The sequence below is a fragment of the Spirosoma jeollabukense genome (assembly GCF_054777855.1).
Map to the genome: position 1 here is coordinate 294869 of NZ_BAAHAD010000007.1, position 22141 is coordinate 317009.

Consider the following 22141-nt stretch of genomic DNA (forward strand, 5'->3'; position numbering starts at 1 on the left):
TGCGGGTTTCCACTCGCACTACATCATGTCCGAATTTCATTTTTTTTGCATCGATGCACATACTTGTGGCAATCCGGTACGGGTCCTTACGGGCGGCAGCATCCCGTTTTTGCAGGGCGAAAGCATGAGCGAGAAGCGGCAGCACTTTCTGCGCGATTACGACTGGATTCGGAGGGGGCTGATGTTTGAGCCACGAGGCCACGATATGATGTCGGGAAGTATTCTGTATCCACCCACTGATCCGGCCAACGACGCGGGTGTACTGTTTATCGAAACATCGGGCTGTCTGCCCATGTGCGGCCACGGTACCATCGGGACCGTTACAGTCGCTATAGAGCAGAATTTAATTAGGCCCAAAACGCCGGGTGTACTCATGCTTGAAGTACCCGCCGGGCTGGTTCGGGCAGAGTATGTGCAGGAAGGTAAGAAAGTTACGTCGGTGAAGATTACGAATATCAAGTCGTATCTGGCCGCTGAAAATTTGACCGTTGACTGCCCAGACCTTGGTCTGTTAACGGTCGATGTAGCCTACGGCGGCAACTTTTACGCCATCGTTGACCCACAACCTAATTTCCCCGGGCTAGAACACTATAAAGCCGAACAACTCATTGCCTGGGCGCGGGTTATGCGCCAGCGGATGAACGAGCAATACACGTTTGTGCACCCAGAGAATACGACAATTAACGGGCTGAGCCATATTCTCTGGACAGGTAAACCGCTTCAGGAAACATCGACCGCCCGAAATGCCGTTTTCTACGGCGACAAAGCCATTGATCGATCACCCTGCGGAACGGGAACGTCGGCACGGATGGCCCAATGGTACGCCCAGGGACGCCTTAAACCGGGTGATGTATTCGTTCACGAGAGCATTATCGGTTCAATCTTCAATGGACGTATTGAAGCCGAAACTGAGCTAGCAAGTCATCCGGCCATTGTGCCGAGCATTGAAGGGTGGGCTCGGATTCATGGCTACAACCACATCATTCTGGATGAAGCCGATCCATACGTATTTGGTTTTCAGGTAATATGACACATATCGGTATTGTAGGTGGAGGCATCATCGGGCTTAGCTCGGCGTATTATTTGCATAAAGCGGGGCATCGCGTTACGTTGTTCGATCAGGCGCCCATTGCCGACGGTTGCTCGTTCGGGAATGCGGGAATGATCGTACCCAGTCATATTATTCCGCTGGCGCAACCGGGTATGATCGCCAAGGGCATGCGCTGGATGCTGAAATCGACCAGTCCGTTCTACGTCAAACCACGACTGAATGCTGATTTGCTCCGTTGGGGATGGTTATTTTACCGCCATTCGACACCCGAACACGTCGAGCGATCCATTCCGCTGCTGCGCGACCTGAGTTTACTGAGCAAAACGCTGTATCAGGATCTAGCAGCCAACGGTGATCTGGAATTTGAGTGGCAGGAACGGGGACTGCTCATGCTCTACAAAACGGCTTCAGCCGAACACGAAATGGTCGAAGAAGCCGATGTGGCAAATCGTGCTGGTATCGAAGCAAAAGTGCTTGATGGACAACAAGTCCAGGAGTTGGAGCCGAATACGCGCGTTGATGTTCGTGGGGGTATTCTATTTCCTGGCGATGCCCATTTGAATCCGGGAGAACTGATACGTTCATTGCTGTTCTTTTTACGAAAGAAAGGCGTCACAATTCTGGAAGATCACACTGTAACAGGCTTCGGGAAGTCCGGCTCCCGCGTTACAACCGTGCAAACGTCGCGGGGCGATTATCCTATCGATGAGGTTGTTGTGGCGGGTGGAGCCTGGTCGCCGGTTATTGCGCGACAAGTAGGACTGAACCTTTCGTTGCAGGGCGGGAAAGGGTACAGCTTCATGCTTCGGAACGTAGCGAACAACATACGTGTGCCCGCCATTATGCTCGAAGCCCGCGCGACGGCCACGCCTATGGGATCAGATCTGCGCTTTGCCGGTACCCTTGAAGTGGCCGGTACGGATATGAAGGTGAACATGAGCCGGGTGCGCGGTATCGTTCAGTCCATCAATCAGTATTATCCAGACATCCCGGTCGAGATGCCGGTTGTTGACACCGTCTGGCGGGGGTTAAGGCCCTGTTCACCAGATGGTCTGCCGTATATTGGACGTATCGAAAAATTCGATAACATAGTACTGGCCACGGGACACGGCATGATGGGTCTCAGTCTGGGCCCGGCAACGGGCAAACTGGTTAGCGAGCTTATTAATGGCGCGACAAAGAGTATGGATATTTCGGCTTTTAGTCCAGATCGATTTGCGTAAAGCGGCATTTCATAAGTAAATCGGGCTAATTTTGCCTTATTCTTACTGCATTTGTATCTAACCCGTTATGACTAACGCACCCATAACCACTACGTCTCCAATCGATTCATTTCAAGGCATCAACCCCGCTACAGGTGAAGCTTTACCCGGTTTCTTTCAGGAAGCGACTACCGACGAAGTAGCGCAAGCCTGTGAGCTGGCCGCAAAAGCATTTAGCGAATACCGCAAAAAATCAGGTGCTGAAAAAGCCAACTTCCTGGAGCAGATCGCTACCGAAATTGAAGCGCTGGGCGATGAATTATTGACACGAGCCCAAGCCGAATCGGGTTTACCCTTAGCCCGCTTAACGGGTGAGCGCGGCCGCACAACGGGTCAGCTTCGTCTATTTGCCGACTACCTGCGTGAAGGTTCCTGGGTGGATGCGCGCATCGACACTGCCCTCCCCGATCGTCAACCGCTTCCCTGCCCCGATTTACGGCAGATGCTACGTCCGTTAGGACCAGTGGGCGTATTTGGCGCGAGTAATTTTCCGCTGGCATTTTCCGTAGCCGGGGGCGATACGGCTTCGGCGCTGGCCGCTGGTTGTCCGGTTGTGGTGAAAGGCCATCCAGCCCATCCCGGTACGTCAAAATTAGTGGGCGAGGCTATCAGTCGGGCCGTTACAATCTGCGGTATGCCCGCTGGTACGTTCTCAATCGTGCAGGGACATACTGTAGCAGTGGGCATGGCGATTGTGAACCATCCGGCTATTAAGGCCATTGGCTTTACTGGCTCATTTCGAGGGGGGAAATCCCTATTTGATGCAGCCGCCCGCCGTCCAGAACCAATTCCGGTGTATGCCGAAATGGGAAGTACCAACCCTGTTTTCTTTCTACCGAAAATACTTCAGGAAAAAGGCAGTATACTGGCGCAAAGCTACGTTGGTTCCGTTACGTTGGGCGTTGGTCAATTTTGTACAAATCCAGGTCTCGCCGTCATACAGCAATCGCCCGAAGCGGATACGTTTTTGCAGGAAGCAGGTAATACGATTACGAAAAGTCAGCCTGCGGCTATGTTAACACAAGGCATTCAGCGAGCGTTTACGGAAGGAATCGGTAAGTTAAGCGGAACCGAGGGCGTCAACGTACTGGCACAGGCCACAGCTGTTGAAAGCTTTGCTCATGGGACGCCAACCCTACTAAAAACCACCGCTGACGCCTTAGTCGCTAATCCGGCCCTGGCCGAAGAAGTTTTTGGCCCAAGCAGCGTAATTGTTGAAGCGGGTAGCCGTGAGCAATTACTAGCTGTCGCGAGTGGACTTGAAGGCCACCTGACCGCCACCGTGTATGGTACGGATGATGAGTTGCTGGAATACGCTGATCTTCTCGAAATTTTAGAGCAGAAAGTAGGCCGCCTGCTCATCAACGGCTTCCCAACGGGCGTTGAAGTGAGCCATGCGATGCAGCACGGTGGTCCCTATCCGGCCACAACTGATTCGCGCTCTACGTCAGTTGGCACCAACGCTATTCTACGATTTGCCCGCCCCGTTTGCTATCAGAACTTTCCGGATGCGTTGCTTCCAGATGAACTCAAAGCTGCTAATCCCTTGCACATCTGGCGCTTAGTCGATGGCAAGTGGACGAATTAATTATTGGTCAACAACTTCCCGAAAGTTCTAAACTTTCGGGAAGTTCCATCTGCATAAATTTAAGAAACCAGCAATCTTCACTTCCACTGAATTACATCCAGTACGTTCGGGCAGAAGTCGTATTCCTCAGGCTGGTTTGAACCGATCAGCAGAAGTTGGTCTGGGGCGAGTTGACGGACCTGTTCGTGGTACCAGGCGGCTCCCTGCCGGTCCAGATTGGCCGTTGGTTCGTCGAGGATAACGACTGGAGAAGTAGAGAAAAACGCTAAACCAAGCTTAACCCGCTGCTTCATGCCCGATGAAAAATACTTGATTTCCTTGTGCCGGGCGTGGCTTAATAACAAACGGTCAGCCATGATTTCGGGCGTCAAATTCGCTTTGAAGGGTTTGAAGGTCTGGTGAAATATCAGCAATTCATCCAGCGTCAGCTCTTCAATCAATTCAAGATAAGGGGCTGCAATGCTAACCTGCCGGAACCAGTCATCTGGCTCAAGGTCTTTACCCGATACGTTATACGTCAGCTTACCTTCTGTAGTGGGCAAACTTCCGGCAATCAACTGCAACAAGGTAGATTTACCACTGCCATTCGGTCCCACAAACGTGTAACTCGTCCCGGCTGTGAGGACTAAATTCACGCGCCGAAAAATCCATTCCTTCCGATATTTCTTGCCAATTTGTTCGCAGTTGATCGTCAGCATCGCACGTCCATCACCGTGGCCGGTATCCCCACTAACCTGCCAATAAAACAAATGGCCTGTGGGGACACAGGCCACGGATAAGCATCATCTATTACTCGTTTGGAAACGCCCGCACGATATAACGCTTTATTCCCTTTCGCCATTCGACGATGGGCCGCGCATGATACCCCGCTCCGACGCACGAATAAAGTTAACGATTTCGTCACGCTCATCCGACGGCGGTAGTTCCAGCTCGATCTGCGTCAGGGCATCCGCATTGTTTAGGCCCCGCATGTAGATATAGCGGTAAATTTCCTGCACCTGGTTGATTTTATCGTTATCGAATCCCCGACGACGTAGGCCAATCGAATTGATGCCTACATAAGACAGTGGTTCACGGGCGGCTTTTGTGAACGGCGGTACGTCTTTCCGCACCAGTGAGCCGCCCGAAATCATGGCGTGGGCACCAATACGTGTAAACTGAAGCACCGAACTCGATCCACCGATAATTGCCCAATCGCCCATGTGCACATGGCCGCCCATTTGTACATTATTGGTTAGAATGCAATGGTTACCAATCCGGCAATCGTGCGCTACGTGTGCATAAGCCATAACGAGACAATCGGAACCAATTTCGGTTTTCCAATGCTCTTCGGTTCCCCGGCTGATGGTAGCGTATTCACGAATGGTTGTATTGTCGCCGATGAACGTACGCGTGTATTCGTTTTTAAACTTCAAATCCTGGGGGGTCGATGAAATAACAGCTCCCGGATAAATCTTACAGTCGCGGCCAATGCGGGCCCCTTCGTTAATCACCGCGTGCGAACCAATCCATGTTCCCTCGTTAATCTCAACGTCTTTATGGATAATAGCAAATGGCTCGATAACTACATTCTGCGCGATTTTCGCTTCAGGGTGAATATAGGCTAATGGTTGAATCATGTTTTTTAATGATGAATCGGGGCCGCCCGTGCGGATGAATGATAAATGATGAATGACTGATAAGCTGTTACAGGGCACCTATCATCCATCATTCATCATTTATCATTTCTTTTTGACCAAACTGGCAATCATGTCGGCTTCGCACACCAGTTGGTTGCTCACGTAGCCCCGGCCCTGCATTTTTACGATACCGCGTTTCATGGGCGAGGTAAATTCACATTTAAAGATTACCGTATCGCCGGGCAAAACGTTGCGCCGGAAACGGCAATTCTCAATACCCACCAAAAACGGCCAGTAGTTTTCAGGGTCAGGTACCGTACTAAGCACCAAAATACCACCCGTTTGTGCCATTGATTCGAGCTGCATCACGCCCGGCATAACCGGATTTCCGGGAAAGTGTCCTGGAAAAAAAGGCTCGTTCATGGTAACGTTCTTGATACCCACTACGCTGTTTTCATCCAGTGCGATGATTTTGTCAATCATCTGAAATGGGTAGCGGTGGGGCAGCAACTGCGAAATCCGGTTGATATCCAGCACCGGCGGTTGGGTTGGATCATACTGGGGAACCTGATTCGCTGCGTTCTTCTGAATCTGCTTCTTGATCTTTTTAGCAAACGCTACGTTGGCTGCATGGCCAGGGCGGGCCGCCAGAATCTGCGCTTTAATGGGCCGACCAATTAAGGCCAGGTCACCTACCATATCCAGCAACTTATGACGTGCCATTTCATTCGGGTAGTGTAACTGAATATTATTCAGAATACCCTCCTGCTTGTTTACGCTCACTTTTGGCTTATGCAGCAGGTCGGCCAGATAATCCAGCTCGCCGTCTTTAACATCGCGATCGACAATAACAATGGCATTAGTCAGATCACCGCCTTTAATGAGATTCTGCTTGTAGAGCGCTTCGAGTTCATGCAAAAACACAAACGTACGGCAATTCGCAATCTGCTCGGGAAACAGGCTAATATCATTCAGATAAGCATGCTGGCTGCTGATAACCCGTGAGTTATAATCGACCATCACCGTCAGTCGATAGTCATTCAGGGGCAGCGCAGCCAGTTCAATATCTTTCTCAGGATTGCGGTAATGAACCGACTCTGTCACCTCATAATAATTGCGTGTAGCGTTCTGTTCTTCGATACCCGCTTCACGTAACGCGTTAATGAATTGAATCGAAGAGCCATCCAGAATGGGCGGCTCGGGTCCATTCAACTGAATCAGTACATTGTCTAACTGCAAACCCACCAGCGCAGCCAGCGTATGCTCCACGGTATGAACGCGCGCACCGCTTTGCTCGATGGTTGTGCCCCGCGAAAGGTCAACAACATTATCGACGTCAGCATCGACAATAGGTTGTCCGGGCAGGTCAATACGTTGAAATTTATAGCCGTGATTCGATGGGGCAGGCAGGAACGTCATCGTTGCTGAAACGCCCGTGTGCAACCCCACCCCCGATACCGAAACGGCCTTCTGAATCGTCTGTTGTTTGGTATTCATTATACGTCTTTAGTCGTCAGTCAATAGTCGACAGGTACCAGTCATTCTTATACGTACCTAACGACGGCCCATTTACGACTTTTTTTCACTTTCGTTTTTCTTTTCCAGGTTTGATAGCCGCTGTTCCAACGATGGCAACCGCCGGAAAATAGCCAGGGAACGCATGCTTTCTTTGAGTCCGAACGCAGGCGAACTATTGATCGCCGTTCCTTCTTCTTCAATACTTTTTCCTACACCCGACTGAGCACCCACTTTAGTGCCATTAGCAATGGTTAAGTGACCGGCAAAACCAACCTGACCCGCAATAACACAGTTATCACCGATTTTTGTCGAACCTGAAATGCCCGTCTGACCCGCGATGACCGTATGTTTACCAATCTCAACATTATGCCCAATCTGAATCAGGTTGTCAAGTTTGGCGCCGGTCCGAATAATAGTTGAGCCCAGTGTTGCACAATCAATGGTCGTACCAGAGCCAACGTTCACAAAGTCCTCCAGAATGACATTTCCAAGTTGCGGAATAGTTTTGTAGCTGCCGTCGGGTTGGGGCGCAAACCCGAAACCTTCGCTACCAATCACCGCGTTGGGATGAATGACACAATATTGGCCAATCACGCAGTTGTCCAGAATTCGGACACCGGCATGAATAATCGTGTTGTCGCCAATACGAACGTTATTGCCAATGTAGGCATGAGGATATACCTTGACGTTGTTTCCGAGCTGGCAGTTTCGACCAATATAAGAAAACGCACCCCGGTAATGCTGCTCACCAATTTGACAATCTTCGCCGAGATAAGACGGCTGTTCGACGCCAACCCGGGCAAAACTCAGTTGTTTGTGATATTCTTCCAGCAGGCGGGTAAAAGCTGAGTAGGAATTTTCTACAAAAATAAGGGCAGAGAATACCGGCTTTCTAGGTTCGAACGACCGGTCAACAATGACCGCCGAAGCTTGTGTCGTATAGAGATACGATTCATATTTAAGGTTCGACAGAAACGAAATATCGCCTGGCTTTCCCTCTTCGATCTTAGCTAATCCGGTGATTGCCAGTGTATCATTTCCGGCGACTTCGCCCCCCAGCAGTGTGGCAATCTGCTTGACTGTAAACTTCATATACGTATGACGGCCGTCGCAATACACTCTTTTTTAGCGAGTGATCGGGGCGCTAAGGTAACTAACAAATTGCACTTTTCGTATAAAACAACCTTAAATAGTGATTAAGGCAAATGCGACAACGTAGTAATTGACGAATCAGCGGCTGCTTTAACGTATCAGCAACCCATAATTTTACTCTATTTACAGCCTTAATTTATCCAGACCTTTTGCCCAGCAAACGTAATATCGGCGAACAATCGTTGTCAGCACCTGAATATTCGATAAATCCGAAGCATCAGCGATGTCAATCACCTTACCGGATTTCAGCTTGATATTAATTCGATCCCCGGAAGGCAAATAAGCCGCATTCGTCGCCTGGCCTTCAACCAGGAAATAAGACAGTACATCATCAGGCAATCCCGTCCGACGAAGCTGTCCTTCCAGTTCATTCAATAATTCGCCCGCAAATGGTTCTGTCGATAGTATAATTTTAAATAATTTCCGGTCAAGCAGCATCTGACAAATTGTCGAAAGCACCGGATCACTGTGCAGCGCCCATTGTTTTATGCAAGCCCAGACATCAAAATCATCTAACGTAGTAAACGCATCGAGATAGGTGCGATTGGTCCGAAAATCAGCTAATGAGATGCTTTCACCCAAAAATAGTTTAAACGCATCCGGGGCAAAGATCGACTCAGCCCCTTTGTTCGACGACCCGGCCTGCCGGATAAGAAACCGCGCCCGGCGCAGAATTTGGATCAGCATCGACTCGCAGCAGATCGATGTTTTGTGCAGGTAAACCTGCCAGTACATCAACCGCCGGGCATTCAGGAAATTTTCTACACTCAGGATTCCCTTAGCCTCCACAACCAGTTGATCGTCGACCAGATCAAGCATCTTAATGATTCGTTCAGCACCAATAGCTCCTTCTGCAACGCCCGTATAATAACCGTCGCGGTTAAGGTAATCCATTCGATCCATATCTAACTGGCTCGAAATGAGTTGATGGAAAAAAGGCCGCTCATACGTTCCTTCAAACATGCGGATAGCCAATGACAACGCTCCACCGAATTGCCGGTTGAGATCGTGCATAAGCAGCAGCGAAATCTCTTCATGTGGTACGTTGTCTAACAAACAGCATTCCAGTACGTGTGAAAACGGGCCGTGACCAACGTCGTGGAGCAAGATGGCAATCTGAGCCGACTCACACTCCTCGCTGGAAATCGAGTGACCTTTACTTTGCAGCGTACTCATGGCTTCCCCCATCAGGTGCATAGCCCCCAGCGCATGGTGAAAGCGTGTATGCAGCGCCCCCGGATACACATACTCCGAAAGTCCCAGTTGTTTGATCCGCCGAAGCCGCTGAAAATAAGGATGTTCCACCAGATCAAAGAGCAATTCGCTCGGAATGGTGATAAATCCGTAAACGGGATCGTTGAGAATTTTTTTCTTATTGGACTCTGCCATTGAACAAAGGTAGTTAGACCAGACTACCCAATCAGCAGGATTATGTTCTGAAAATTTGGCAGCTTCTGTGCTGATGTCCAAAAAATTCGTAATTTTGCATCGCTGAAGTAGATTCATCTAGCAGCAAAGGGCTTGTAACTCAGTTGGTTAGAGTACCTGACTCATAATCAGTAAGTCGCAGGTTCGAGCCCTGCCTGGCCCACATTGATAATCAAGCACTTACATCTAAAATCGTAAGTGCTTTTTTTATTGTTTACACATCTCCCCTATTTCTTGCGAAGCTGCTTGTTGTCAAAACCGTTTATCAGACCCCTTATATACGGCCCGCTTCACCTGGTTCTGCTTGCCTGTCTGAGTCAGTGTAAGCAACCATCCATTCCTGTTCCGGCCAATACCACACCCACCCGCGACGATAACATAGCGCGGGAAAATCCCGACGGAGCCTAACGCTTATTTGATCCACCTATTTGTAATTGGCAAGCTTATCCTAGTATTTGCAACTCTGATTTTACCCTAAAATAGTAGTCTATATGCCTTTTTTTTATTCATCTAAAGTATATCTGTTTCAACTACTTGTGTTCATCTTCTTACCTCTTAGCAGTTATGCCCAGGAGATGAGCAATTATGTTGCTAATGTAGCGAATGCATCTTCGCCAGGTTTTGAGAATACACTGGTTGGCCCACTGACTGGTAATGCTACAATGATAAACGGGGGTGGTCACACCTTCGTTGGATATGAGGCAGGCCATGCTCATACGACTGGAGCAGTCAATACCTTCATCGGCAGTGGGGCTGGTAAGTCTAACACGGCAGGTAGTTACAACACTTTTCTGGGAGGCAGAGCAGGACAAGCCAATACTACTGGGAACTATAATGCCTTTGTCGGGATCTATGCGGGTGTTCAAAATAGTTTAGGTTATAGAAACACGTTTGTAGGAAGCTGGTCGGGTGCCGGAAATACCTCCGGTGCTAACAATGTGTTTATGGGTTATAGTGTAGCCAGTAGAAATAAAACGGGCGTCTATAATGTGGCATTGGGTGTACGCGCATTGGATAGTAATGAAAGTGGCAATTCCAATGTCATGATTGGCGATTCAACGGGTTTCAATAATAGTGCTTCACAAAACGTATTCATCGGCAGTCAGTCTGGAGTTAGTAATACGACTGGTAAAGTAAATACCTTCCTGGGTTATCAATCGGGCTATACTGCTGTGGCTGATTCCAATACATTCATGGGGTATCGATCAGGTTACACCACTACATCAGGCAAGGGTAATAGTTTTTTTGGAGCCCTCTCAGGTCGGGGCAATGCCACAGGTAATCATAACACATTTGTAGGAAATAGTGCAGGGCCAACCAGTAGCAGTACGGATGACAACGTGTATATCGGCTTTAATACGGGTAACCATGACAGTGGCTCACGTAATACATTTCTTGGAACGGGGGCCGATGCTATAGCCCAAAACCTAACTAACGCTACAGCAATCGGTGCAGGCGCTACGGTAGCTACCAGCAATGCCTTAGTACTTGGCAAAGAGGCTAGTGTGGGCATTGGTACGTCGGCTCCTACAGCCCGGCTAGAAGTCGTGAGTGAAGCTCCTGGCATTAGCGGCATACGCATAACGAATCTAACCAACAGCAGCCCGGTCACCCATTCAACCGATCAGTTTCTGACCGTTAATGAACGAGGAGACATCATCAAAGCTCGCTATCAACTCCGCATTAATAATACGGGTGAATGGAGCGATAAAGTCTTCGACCCAACGTATCAACTTCGTTCCCTCCCATCGGTAGCTGGCTACGTTAATCAGCATGGGCATTTACCGGGCATACCTTCAGCTGAACAGGTCGTTCAGGACGGAATGGATCTGACGAAGATGAACGCTATGCTATTGGAGAAAGTCGAAGAGTTGACCCTGTATAGTATTCAGTTAGAGAAAGCGAACCAGCAGTTAGAACAGAAACAGCAGACCGATCATCAACAACAGCAGGTTGAGATTGACGAATTGAAGAGACTGGTTAAGCAGCTAGCTAAAAAACAGTAGTCTTGACAAACTCTGGCCGCTGGTTTAGCGGGCGCTGGTGCAGGTGGTTTAGCCGGTGGCTTGATCGGCGCTTTAGTCAATTCGGGCATTCCAGAAGAAACAGCCAAAGCCTACGAATCCGGTCTTAAAAGTGGGGGTATCGTTGTAGGTGTGCATCCTCGGGATGAAGCCGACAAGGCGTATTTGACTCAACAGGGTTTCCACTAAGACCAAGCCCATCGTCGGACGACACGTCTTTTTGTGAATAGTACAAATTGACAACTACTTTTTTCTCACTAAAGACAGAGCGGTATCCTATGCCGCTCTGTCTTTAGTTGAAAGAATGGTATCAACTAGTACTTACCTTCTTAATCATAAAACGAATAGCAAGCCCCATGTAGATAATGGGTGCTGAGGATTTCTATAAATCCTCCCCTGGGTCAGTGACATATAGTCCTGTAACCAGTTAATGAACACAAAGCAGTATCCAGTGAAGCAACTTAAAGTAACAATAAGAAAAAGACACAACGACACCTGCGGTTTCATGGTTTAATAGTGTCTCAGTTTGAATTTCTGTGTGGACTCTCCTTCATAAGAAGAAAAAATTTACATATCGTTTTTAGGAAGGGCAAGGTGTTTAATCATGAATCAAACGGCTAACGTCGTATAGATGAGAAGTGCCAACGTTTCCTAAAAGACTTCCCAGTGATCAAGTGCATATACGTCTATTTTATAGGCTTGTACCCAATCAGTTAACGCCCAACAGTAACCAGCAAAACAAGCTAACGTACCCCAAAAAAGATTAACTTTTTATCCTCTACGCTTATTTTGGTTCACTCTCCCCGTAGCAAGCCAGCCATCTATGATGCCTTTTATGTACTAGCGTGAGCCACCCTTTTTGAATGAGTCCAGCCCTAACGTTCGGTAATAACTGAGCGTGTCAAAATCTCGGTTGAGAAACTTGGCAAGTTTCCTCTACAAACGTATGCTTGGTACCTTTTACCTTTAGACGGATTCGTTTCCGCAGTTAATTTCAATTCATATTTCTTGTAGTGTCGTCAATGTTGTTTATCGGCCAACTTCTTCACATCGTCACTATTGACTAGTTTCGACGTCTGGCACTTATCTCCATCGGGCTGAACTTTGAGTTTGCCCGAGGACATCCAGGCAAGCACAGTGGCTTTGTACGATTTACGCGTAATGCCATTTTTGACAGGTGTGACGATCACCCGGTCACCCGGCGCAATAACTCGGTTCATACGCAAGCTGCCTCATTTATTATTTAGCTGTCAATATATCATCCCAACGTGTCGTACACCTCGGCGATAAATACTTTTTGCTTCATCGGACGATCGGGGCAGGTGTTCGTAATAGGAGCAAGCCCTGCTACGGCTAAAGTATGAAGAAGAGGTAGCGGGAGGAGATTGCCCGGCTTCAGGGGATGAGTCCGAGTGCGGTCAAGATGCAGCTAAAGCGCAGTCGGGACAAGATTGAGCAGTTATAACAAGTCCATATCACCCACTAGGAAAGAGTGTCTAGGCTGAATTTATGAAGGATTTTATCCAACTTGTGAACAATCCTATGGCGCATGTGACCTATCACCGCCTAGCCAGTTAATAGAATATTGATTTACATGGATAAGCCCTGGCCAATCGGTTGAGGCTTGTTTGTTTACTTTTTAATCAGTGGTTTGTGACCTTACCAATAGGTTTACAGTCAAGGTGGATGCTAGTACTAGTAAGGGAGGCTCGGCGGCTGTGGAGGTCTGCTTGAGCTTCCCCCATTGAGGTCCATACTTATTGAGGATGAACTCGCTTTTTATCTTCGTTTCCCTAGGCTCACTGACGAATTCGGTCGGAGCTGCTGGATAGGATTTTATCGGCTCTAACGAAAAAATTCTTGAGTAAAATGGTAAGAAATATAGCCATTTAATAAATTTTGATCTATCAACCTAGCAATCAAAAAGGCTATACCTGATTTATCATTACAGACTCCTGACAACTAGTTAAACACAGAATTTTATAAAATCCAGTTCCCCTATCATTGAAGTAACGCTGAGCATTTATTTTCTTATTTTAAGCCTATTGGTCAGAGTTGAGCATTTTGAACTGAGCTTGATAAGGAGTCGGTTAATCCATTTTATGGCTAATTCCTTATCAATTCGTGCATTATGAGATCATGTTTTCTTCAAATCCACTTGTGGTTAGTTGTAGGAGCGGTTCTGCTCACAGTTACCCAAGGAAAGACTCAAAGCTGCTCAACGGTTAAAGATGGTAGTTTCACCGATCCAACTACCTTTACCTGTACAGGCACTACGTCCCCACCCAGTCTTACTTTTACCGGTACGATCAACATCACCCACATTGTGGAAATTCCCCGGGGTATAACCATAAAATTTGATAATCCGACCCGTATCAATGTATCAGGTGGCGGCCAGATTACCATAGGTACAGGGGGAGGGTCAAATGGGCTGGATCTCAATAATGCGGGCTCATCGATTAATCTGGCTAGCTTTGATAATGATATCCGTGGGGTAATAATCAGTCCTTCCTTAAAATAGGTACCTCCACCTGCGGTGGACCTTTTCAGGGCAATCAGAATAACCAGGGCAATGGCACTCATATCTTCGGCCCTAAAATCCTGACCCAGAGTACAGGTTGTGCCGGTGGAGCTTTACCCGTTTCCCTTGTATCATTCACGGCTAAAGTTGTCGGACCGCAGGTCCTTCTTTCCTGGAGCACGGCTTGGGAGCAAAACGCCGAACGCTTTGTGCTCGAACGTAGTGCTGACTTAGGGGAATTCAATGCGGTATCGGAGGTGCTGGCGAAAGGCAATACGATCTCCACGCAACAGTATGGTGCGACGGACACTAGCCCCTTGGATGGTCCTAACTATTACCGGCTGAAACAAGTCGATGGGGACGGATCGGTCCATTACTCTCGGCTTATCTCAGCGGTTGTGCGCCGGGATGCCGTTGGAATGGTCGTGTACCCTAATCCGAGCATAGCCTCAGGTAACCGAGTGCATTTGCAACTTTTTAACGCCGAAAAGGCGACCTTCCAATTGCATACCCTGACGGGTCAGTGCATACCGGGTCATATCGTGAGTACATCCAGGGGTGAGGTTGACTTTGTCGCTGATTCCCTTTTAGCCACCGGCCTATATATACTGGAAATGAGTAGTGGGCCTATTCGACAGACCGTACGGGTAGCGGTTCCATAAAGTAGCCTTGTTGCCAAAATTCGCTTGCGAGTGGCAGCGTTGATGAGGGCATCCGTTATTGTACGCTCACATGAGGTACTGGTGAGCGCGTTTTTTTATCCCTGTAGGTTTGGCGCCCCCTATTCGCCTATTCTTAACTGAGTATAAAGAACTACAGCCAGGCATTAGTAGATGCTGGCTGTAGTTTTGTTTTTCAGAGCGTCTAGTCGACCTCCCGGCAAAACCGGCAAAAGGGGTATGTTTGGCAGACTACAGAACATACTAAGCATACCCAAAACGCGACTATAAAAGGGCATTTTGCCCGTAATGACCTGCATTATGTCTGCCCACAGAAAAGGCCCCCTATACACTCCTTTTTAACCTTATCCACAGCCATTCCCTCGGTCCTGTGAATAAAATTTCCTAAAAAGGCGAAATGCCTGAATTGGCCCGGCTGAAGGTACTGATTCAATGTACTCAATGCGCTCCGCCTGCGACCCTATAAAAGGAAAATGCGGGAATTCGGGCGTCTATTACTTTCATTATTTCCTGCCAAATCCGGCTAAAAAGGGGCTTTTGTGATCGTGGGAGGATATGGTCAAACGGGCAGAAGGAAAGATGTTGTTGAGACTGCTTTTTCTACCAATCTATATGGGAACTGTGATATGGGCATAGGAGTTATCAAAACAGCCACTCCCCATTGGAAAGTGGCTGTAAACGATCCTCTTTTTCTAATTACTCTTTCTCCTTTTCTCTCTGTCCTTACTTACTAAAGTATTCCAATTGATCGGCATCGGTGTTGTTGGTCATAGTAACCTCTCCGCCACTGCCGCCTACTAGTGTAGCCGTGACGCTGAGATTGCCCTTGTTTACACCGGGTGTTAAGAGGCTACTTAGCCCCACCGATAGCTTGCTTCCCGCTTCAATGGCCTGGGTCGTAGTCAGGATGTAGGCATCCGTATTAGAGGTGGCATCAAACGTCCACACATTATTCTGCACTGGACGCCCCAGAAAGCTAGTCGCACCCGGATCGAAACTCAGGCTCATCAGCAATGACTTGGCGATGTGCACCGTGATAGTGCCATTAGTCGAAGTTGAGTTGATCTCGAACACATCCACCACCAGACTGCCGGTCGTGGTGCTGTAAGCCAGAGAGGGCGTCACATATAGCAGGGGAATCAGATCAGGCGGCAACATAGCCTTGACGTCCACCGTTAGAGTCTGGCTACAACTACCCTCGGTAACCACAACAGTAAAGGTTTGCAGGCCAGCCGTTGTCAGGGTGGCCAATACGTCGGGACTTGTGGCGGGGCTACTCAGGCTAGCTCCATCGGAGGCACTCCACAAATAGGCGCTACCGCCTGTGGCACTCAGGCTAACGACACTCCCTATCAAAGCCGAACTTAATGAAGCGCCCGCTGTGGCAGCAAGGGTATTGTTGAAACTAATGACCTGAGAATCGGTAGCCGTACAGCCATTGGGCGACGTCACTGTCACTGAATAGGTGCCTGCCGTGGTGATTGTCCGTACCGCATCGATGGAGGCATCATCCCAGAGGTAGGCATCTCCCCCCGAAGCCGTTAGCGTAACGGACGTGTTGGCGCAAGTCAGCGGACCGTTGTTGGTCAGGCTAGCCGTGGGCAAAGCCGAAACCGTCAGGGAAAAAGCTGTGCTGGTTACTGAGCTGCAACTGCCGGTTACCACCACCCAATAGGAGTCAGCATTGGCCCGTTGCACGTTGGTTAGCCTTAGGGTGTCCGCCTGTTGGGCGGTCCCTAAGGAGGCCCCGTTCTTGTACCACTGATAGGTGGGATTGGTACCACTCGCTGAAACGGTGGCCAAGACGTTAGTCCCTATACAAACACTCGATTCATTAGTCGGTTCTTTGGTGATCTTAACAGGAATGCTACCCAACAAGACCGAAGCACTAGAGCCATTGCCAGTAATAATATCTAAATGATCATCCTTATTTATATCACTCACTGTCAATGAGTGAGGACTACCTCCGACAGAATATTCAGTAGCCGCCAGGAAGCTTCCGCCTGCTTTCCCTAATAGCACCGACACACTTCTCCCGCTATAATTTGCCGTGATGATATCCGAATAGCCATCCCTATTTACATCGCTTATCGCCACCGAAAAAGGGCCCCATCCTGCTGAGTAGTGGATGGGAGCACCAAAACCACCACCCACTTGCCCCAGCAACACGGATACACTTCTATCGCCTAAGTTGGCCGTGATGATATCAAAATAGCCATCAGCATTGATATCACTCACCGCCACCCCATATGTTCCATTCCCTGCTGGATAGCTAACGTAAGATCCAAAGCTTCCGTCTCCCTTTCCCATCAACACCGCCACCGATGCGTCGTCGATACCATTATTGGCCGTAATGATGTCGGAATGGCCATCAGCATTGATATCACGTACTACTAAATGCCCGCTCCCTGCCGGGTATAGGGTTGGCGTTCCAAAACGTCCATCTCCATCTCCAATCAATATTGAAACTCTACTAGTTGATGCATTGGGTCCGGTTGGGGCTATATCAAGGCGACCATCTGTGATTATGTCAAGGTGGCCATCACCGTTAACATCGCTCACGGCAACATAATTTGGTGTAATTTCTGCGAAATAGAAGCTAGGAGGTCCAAAGCGCCCGCCCCCCTGAGCCAACAAGACCGTGACGTTAAAACGATATTGATTAGTCGTGATGATATCAGGCCGCCCATCTTCGTTGACATCACCTACCGTCACTCTATAAACTGCCGTCCCCGCGGGGTAATGTTGAGGCCCTAAAAACTTTCCCCCCTCCTGACCTAGAAGAACCCAAACTACATCGCTACCGCCGACGATAATGTCGGCGATACCATCAGCGTTAACGTCGCTCATTACCATCGAGAGACCCCACCAGATGGATAGCTAATGGCTGGTTGGAAACATTGAGCCCTCAACGGAGATTGAGCCATGATTACCTCACCCGTTAATAAAAAAAGAAGCCCATGAGAGTAGTATACCACCACCCACTTGCGGAGAGCCAAGTGTAGAAAATGGGCCATAAACTAAAGTTGAGTTGAAGAGGTGAGTGTCTGGTTAAAGCATGAAACGATTTGAAAAATCAAGGCAATAGGCCATCGCCGATTAGTGTGTATTTGCCAACGGTAGTGAAAAAATGTGAAATAGCAGTTCTATATAATTCACAACAACAGATTTTGAATAGGCTACATAGATAGCACATTTGTTACTATAAGTAAAAACAATTTAACTATAATTTATCATTAAGACATTTAATAGTAAAAAGGTAAATAAAAACTAATGCAATGTATAGCTATAAATAGTAAATGTAGGGGGCGGTTAATACCCAGCCTCAATACCCACTAGTCTTTCTAAACTGCATTCAGACCAATAAACTGCCGACTTACTCCCTATTCTCCAATACAGAAAAAGCCCCGCACTACGAATAGGCGGGGCAATGACCCAAGGGCTGGTTTCGGGGTGCTAGGAGGCCCTATAGGTATGGGAGAATGGGCTTTGAGTCTGTCGAGTGGCATCTTCCGCTTTGGAAGGTTACTCTAGCAACTCAGCCGGAAATTCTGAAAACAACCGCTTAGGCCGGGTCTTTCGATAGAGTGTTAACTCTTTAGCTGATTTCTGCCCCATGGCTACGATGGTAGCCTCTTCCGACATGTCCAACTCGTTTATGCACCAAGCGGCAAAGGTTTTTCGAGCGGTATGGGATGTAATGCGTTTGTTGATGCCCAGCACGAGCATAATTTGACGGAGCAGTAGGTTGTAGTCACCCAATGGAGGAAGGGGCATATTAACACCATTATACTTGTCCATCAGCTCCCGGACTCTTTTTGAGATGGGAATATAATAATCCGTACCCGTTTTTATTCGTTTCCCAGTGATGCCCTTCGATTAGTCTAACCGAAGCCGGTGTAAGGGAACACATGTCCTGATAGGCAAGGCCCGTATGACAAGCAAACTCAAAGCAATCAGCCGCAGCCCGTAAGGCGGGCAAGAGCGTTGCTTCACGAATGACAGCAAGTTCTTCCTGGGTCAAACATTCCAGGTTGGGGCTTTATCTACATGAATACGAACGTGAAGCAGCGGGTTCTTCATGATTATTTCACTTTCAGCCGCCCACAGAAGTAGGGTTTTGACAACCTGGCGCGTCTTGTCGGCGGTCTGCTCGGAGTTGCCCCGTGTGGTGATCAGATAGACCCGAAATCGCTTTAATGGGCCGGGGCTAAAATCTTCAGCCGCTTGCTCGTAAATACCTTCAGATCTAAGAAACTCAACCAGCGGTCTAAACTTAAATCTATAGGTGCCTGTGGTAGACAAGTTCGCTTTTAGCGCTGTCTTTTCGGCCAAGAACTTTTCAATCAAATCAGGAATGGATGGTCGAACCCTACCACCATTGATAACCGCCCGCTTAACCCCCAAAGCATTCATAATAACATCATACCTTTCGTGCTGATTGTAAATCTTATTGAGTTTGTTTTCACATTCAACAATTGCCTTGTTAATGATGACCGCCTGTGGATCATCTCGCTTGACCTTTTGCTTGTGCATATCCCAGCTAGCAATTGGAATCATAATTATTGACAGCACTGTATTCAACATACCCTTTACTGAGGGCGTAATTCATCAGCATTTTCAATAATGAAATTACCTTGTCCACCGTCGCGGGGCTGTAGTGCTCACCATTGGGCTTACGCTCCCATTAAGCCATTCTTTTAGATTGGTGGCAAACTCATATCGAATGGCCCGAAGTGGTATCTGAGTGCACTTTAAATGCGTCAAATACCCATAAATCAACTCCCACCGCTTGGGGTACGTATGTCGTCAGTGCAATTTGGTCACCCGTCCTTTTCCTGCGGTCAGAAATAATAACAGCTCTTTTGGCTGCCATAAACTCATTGTAGATGCTCAGTAAAGTAGCCTTCTTTCCTACAACCTCGCCACTTCGGATGGCCTTCATAATGATTTGCCCATCGATCGGTTTATCCAACTGCCTCAAGGCCTGATAGCCTCGATGCTATTCTTACAGTCAGATAAGACTTTTATTAACGCCTTACTTTCGGGGCCAACCGCTTTGCTTTGCGACCATGCCAAATAGCCTCAAAGCTGTTGATACCCGTCGAATAGGGGCCGTAGAACCCCGTATATCGGCCGAATAGCTGCTGAGGGGCGAAGACCCCTTGCGTAATCTAAGCGCCCCTGCGGCCTTAAACACGGTTCAGCAGCTACGGCAGTTTCAGGTGCAGATGAATGAATTTGTCGAAAGTAAAATAAAAGAACTGGAAGGCAAAGCCGCCTTTCTTATAGAGTAGGTTAGTAAAAACCAGGTGCTGCTAGTGCCGGGTCTTTTTGTGGTGTTACTCGTAGACCTACCGCACGATAAATTAGTTGGCTACTGGTTATTTATCCACGCAGAATTCCTCTAACCGTGCACTAACTTTCTGGTTTTACATGCTTCCTTGACGTAGACTTTATGAAAAAATATTACGTTCTGTTGACTTTTATAGTTACCAATCCACTCTTGGCTCAAACTAACTACATTCAACGGCAAGCCAACTCCTCAACACCTACTACCGCCAACACATTCGTAGGATCCCAGTCGGGCAATTTAACGATGACTGGTTTTAACAACTCTTTTTACGGTTTTCAGTCCGGAAGCCTTATTAGCTCAGGTGGTAACAACACCTTCATGGGTAGCAATGCGGGCGGTTCGACAACCTCGGGTGGCTTTAATACATTTATGGGCAGCACAGCGGGTCTGTTTACAGATGTGGGCAAGAACAATACGTTTGTTGGGGCCGTGTCCGGTCAGCAAAACACAACGGCTTCGGCTAACACATTTGTGGGGAGCTATGCCGGGTCAAAAAGCCGGACAGGCCCATCTAACTCATTTCTTGGGGCTTATTCAGGTTTTTCGAATCAAACCGGTTATAGTAATACCGCCCTGGGCGCCTATTCAGCCTACAAAAATGAGATGGGTGTTTACAATATTATGATTGGCGATTCGGCGGGCTACAACAATACGGTGAACGGGCAGGTGATGATTGGCTCAAAGGCCGGTTATAACACGACCACCGGCGTATTTAATACCTTTATCGGCCTTCAGTCCGGCTATACGAACACCACGGGGGGCTTCAATACGGCGCTGGGCTATGGCACAGCTACGTCTAACACGACAGGGAGTAGTAATGCTTTTTTAGGCAGTTCAGCCGGTTTACAGAACACCACGGGCTCCTACAATAGCTTTCTGGGGAATCAGGCAGGGTACAAAAATCAGACGGGCAATTCCAATATTTATATAGGTCATCAGGCTGGTATCAATGCGACTACGGGCAATAACAACATCATTATTGGTCCTCAGTCCGGTACGGCCATTACCGACGGAAGCGATAACGTCCTGATGGGCTACAACAGCCAAGCAGAAGATGGGCTGCACAATGCCACCGCCATCGGTGCCGGATCGCGGGTAGCGATGAGCAACGCCCTCATTCTGGGCAACCAGGTCAACGTGGGCATTGGCACGTCTGCGCCTAGAACCCGTCTGGAGGTGGTTAGTGAATCACCCAATGAAAGTGGTCTCCGACTCACGAACCTAACCAGTCGGAGCCAGTTAGCACAAGCCACGGATCAATTTTTAACCGTCAACGAGCAAGGCGATGTAGTCAAAGCGCGGTATCAACTTCGCATCAATAACGCTACAGAGTGGAGTGACAAAGTATTCAGTCCAGCTTATGCGCTTCGCTCCCTCTCCTCAGTTGCCTACTACGTTAGCCAACATGGTCATTTACCCGGTATTCCCTCAGCGGAGGAGGTGGTTCAGAATGGAATGGATCTAGCCAAACTAAACGCTACGCTGTTAGAGAAGATTGAAGAACTAATCTTATACAGTATTCAACTGGAAAAGAAAGTGAATCGGCTGGAAGATCAACAGGCAGAAGTAAATGAGCTGAAACAACTGGTCAAGCAGCTACTGGAGAAGAAATAAAGCGTCTACTGGTTAGTCCAAAAACGCAAACAGGCGCTTCAATTAAATTACGGCTTAGTGATTGACCATTAAATAAGGATCGTGCTTTAAATCGTATTTATGAGCTTTATTGGCTGAGGCAATAAAGTAGACCGTAAAAAAACTTACGGTCTACGCAACTTGTTGACTATCTTTAGGTTCGGTTTATGAGTGGTTTAGATTAACCCCGCCTGATCCGGCGAAACGAAATGGCGAGCGTGTGTAGAGAACAGTCTAAATTGACCAGAATCAGGCTTTGTAGCCTAGACATTAACCCGTTAGGTATAAACTGATTAATTTTGGCTAAAAG

The 22141-nt window shown here is 48.1% G+C and carries 19 protein-coding genes, 1 tRNA gene and 2 pseudogenes; 11 read left to right on the top strand and 11 right to left on the bottom strand.

What is annotated here, in order from left to right; genetic code table 11:
• The first annotated feature begins 25 nt into the window (after positions 1–25).
• From ACYVEA_RS23975 to ACYVEA_RS23985, 3 genes are all read left to right on the top strand, one after another.
• Positions 26–1030, top strand: a complete 1005-nt coding sequence (locus tag ACYVEA_RS23975) for a 4-hydroxyproline epimerase (RefSeq protein WP_461115959.1) — start codon at positions 26–28, stop codon at positions 1028–1030.
• Positions 1027–2274 (top strand): NAD(P)/FAD-dependent oxidoreductase, encoded by a 1248-nt coding sequence (locus tag ACYVEA_RS23980; RefSeq protein WP_461115960.1) that lies wholly within the window; start codon positions 1027–1029, stop codon positions 2272–2274. The genes ACYVEA_RS23975 and ACYVEA_RS23980 overlap by 4 nt, the downstream gene beginning before the upstream one ends.
• 67 nt (positions 2275–2341) lie before the next feature.
• Entirely contained in the window at positions 2342–3901 is a 1560-nt protein-coding gene (locus tag ACYVEA_RS23985; RefSeq protein ID WP_461115961.1) for an aldehyde dehydrogenase (NADP(+)), read from the top strand.
• 77 nt (positions 3902–3978) lie between these two features.
• On the opposite strand, the gene ACYVEA_RS23990 is transcribed toward ACYVEA_RS23985, so the two are convergent.
• From ACYVEA_RS23990 to ACYVEA_RS24010, 5 genes are all read right to left on the bottom strand, one after another.
• Complete coding sequence (locus tag ACYVEA_RS23990) at positions 3979–4599, bottom strand: ABC transporter ATP-binding protein (protein ID WP_461116005.1); 621 nt, start codon at positions 4597–4599, stop codon at positions 3979–3981.
• 126 nt (positions 4600–4725) lie between these two features.
• A complete protein-coding gene (lpxA, locus tag ACYVEA_RS23995; RefSeq protein ID WP_093825990.1) occupies positions 4726–5520 on the bottom strand; it encodes an acyl-ACP--UDP-N-acetylglucosamine O-acyltransferase in 795 nt (264 codons plus the stop codon).
• 102 nt (positions 5521–5622) lie between these two features.
• The gene (locus ACYVEA_RS24000; RefSeq protein ID WP_461115962.1) at positions 5623–7017 is read right to left on the bottom strand and encodes a bifunctional UDP-3-O-[3-hydroxymyristoyl] N-acetylglucosamine deacetylase/3-hydroxyacyl-ACP dehydratase; all 1395 of its coding nucleotides are present in this window, start codon (positions 7015–7017) and stop codon (positions 5623–5625) included.
• A 72-nt stretch (positions 7018–7089) separates the two neighbouring features.
• Positions 7090–8130 carry a UDP-3-O-(3-hydroxymyristoyl)glucosamine N-acyltransferase gene (lpxD, locus tag ACYVEA_RS24005; RefSeq protein WP_461115963.1) on the bottom strand — a complete coding sequence of 347 codons (1041 nt, stop codon included), beginning with the start codon at positions 8128–8130 and terminating at the stop codon, positions 7090–7092.
• Positions 8131–8313: 183 nt separating this feature from the next.
• On the bottom strand, positions 8314–9579 hold the full coding sequence (locus ACYVEA_RS24010; protein ID WP_461115964.1) for an HD domain-containing protein: 1266 nt from the start codon (positions 9577–9579) through the stop codon (positions 8314–8316).
• Positions 9580–9707: 128 nt separating this feature from the next.
• Here ACYVEA_RS24010 and ACYVEA_RS24015 point away from each other — a divergent pair.
• The 4 genes and pseudogenes from ACYVEA_RS24015 to ACYVEA_RS24030 form a co-directional block, all read left to right on the top strand.
• Positions 9708–9781: transfer RNA gene (locus ACYVEA_RS24015), tRNA-Ile, on the top strand.
• Between the two features lie 71 nt (positions 9782–9852).
• On the top strand, positions 9853–10026 hold the full coding sequence (locus ACYVEA_RS24020; protein WP_461115965.1) for a hypothetical protein: 174 nt from the start codon (positions 9853–9855) through the stop codon (positions 10024–10026).
• 83 nt (positions 10027–10109) lie between these two features.
• Positions 10110–11624 (top strand): autotransporter outer membrane beta-barrel domain-containing protein, encoded by a 1515-nt coding sequence (locus tag ACYVEA_RS24025; protein WP_461115966.1) that lies wholly within the window; start codon positions 10110–10112, stop codon positions 11622–11624.
• 12 nt (positions 11625–11636) lie between these two features.
• Positions 11637–11831 (top strand): annotated as a pseudogene (locus tag ACYVEA_RS24030) (hypothetical protein); the annotation flags it as partial.
• A gap of 830 nt (positions 11832–12661) precedes the next feature.
• Here ACYVEA_RS24030 and ACYVEA_RS24035 read toward each other — a convergent pair.
• Positions 12662–12862: a hypothetical protein gene (locus ACYVEA_RS24035; RefSeq protein WP_461115967.1), complete on the bottom strand. Its 201-nt coding sequence runs from the start codon at positions 12860–12862 to the stop codon at positions 12662–12664.
• Positions 12863–12881: 19 nt separating this feature from the next.
• Positions 12882–12941, bottom strand: a pseudogene (locus ACYVEA_RS24040) (DUF4113 domain-containing protein); the annotation flags it as partial.
• Positions 12942–13773: 832 nt separating this feature from the next.
• Between ACYVEA_RS24040 and ACYVEA_RS24045 the strand changes: the two are divergent.
• Together ACYVEA_RS24045 and ACYVEA_RS24050 are read left to right on the top strand one after the other, a co-directional pair.
• Complete coding sequence (locus tag ACYVEA_RS24045; protein ID WP_461115968.1) at positions 13774–14163, top strand: hypothetical protein; 390 nt, start codon at positions 13774–13776, stop codon at positions 14161–14163.
• A gap of 209 nt (positions 14164–14372) precedes the next feature.
• The gene (locus tag ACYVEA_RS24050; protein WP_461115969.1) at positions 14373–14825 is read left to right on the top strand and encodes a T9SS type A sorting domain-containing protein; all 453 of its coding nucleotides are present in this window, start codon (positions 14373–14375) and stop codon (positions 14823–14825) included.
• 741 nt (positions 14826–15566) lie between these two features.
• Here the strand turns inward: ACYVEA_RS24050 and ACYVEA_RS24055 are convergent.
• The 4 genes from ACYVEA_RS24055 to ACYVEA_RS24070 form a co-directional block, all read right to left on the bottom strand.
• Positions 15567–17693, bottom strand: a complete 2127-nt coding sequence (locus ACYVEA_RS24055; RefSeq protein WP_461115970.1) for an FG-GAP-like repeat-containing protein — start codon at positions 17691–17693, stop codon at positions 15567–15569.
• 675 nt (positions 17694–18368) lie between these two features.
• Positions 18369–18644 carry a site-specific integrase gene (locus tag ACYVEA_RS24060; protein WP_461115971.1) on the bottom strand — a complete coding sequence of 92 codons (276 nt, stop codon included), beginning with the start codon at positions 18642–18644 and terminating at the stop codon, positions 18369–18371.
• Complete coding sequence (locus tag ACYVEA_RS24065; protein WP_461115972.1) at positions 18631–18867, bottom strand: hypothetical protein; 237 nt, start codon at positions 18865–18867, stop codon at positions 18631–18633. The genes ACYVEA_RS24060 and ACYVEA_RS24065 overlap by 14 nt, the downstream gene beginning before the upstream one ends.
• A complete protein-coding gene (locus ACYVEA_RS24070) occupies positions 18864–19403 on the bottom strand; it encodes a phage integrase SAM-like domain-containing protein (protein WP_461115973.1) in 540 nt (179 codons plus the stop codon). The genes ACYVEA_RS24065 and ACYVEA_RS24070 overlap by 4 nt, the downstream gene beginning before the upstream one ends.
• A gap of 605 nt (positions 19404–20008) precedes the next feature.
• On the opposite strand from ACYVEA_RS24070, the gene ACYVEA_RS24075 reads away from it, so the two are divergent.
• Together ACYVEA_RS24075 and ACYVEA_RS24080 are read left to right on the top strand one after the other, a co-directional pair.
• Complete coding sequence (locus ACYVEA_RS24075) at positions 20009–20140, top strand: hypothetical protein (protein ID WP_461115974.1); 132 nt, start codon at positions 20009–20011, stop codon at positions 20138–20140.
• Positions 20141–20301: 161 nt separating this feature from the next.
• Positions 20302–21813, top strand: a complete 1512-nt coding sequence (locus ACYVEA_RS24080) for a hypothetical protein (protein ID WP_461115975.1) — start codon at positions 20302–20304, stop codon at positions 21811–21813.
• Positions 21814–22141 lie beyond the last annotated feature (328 nt).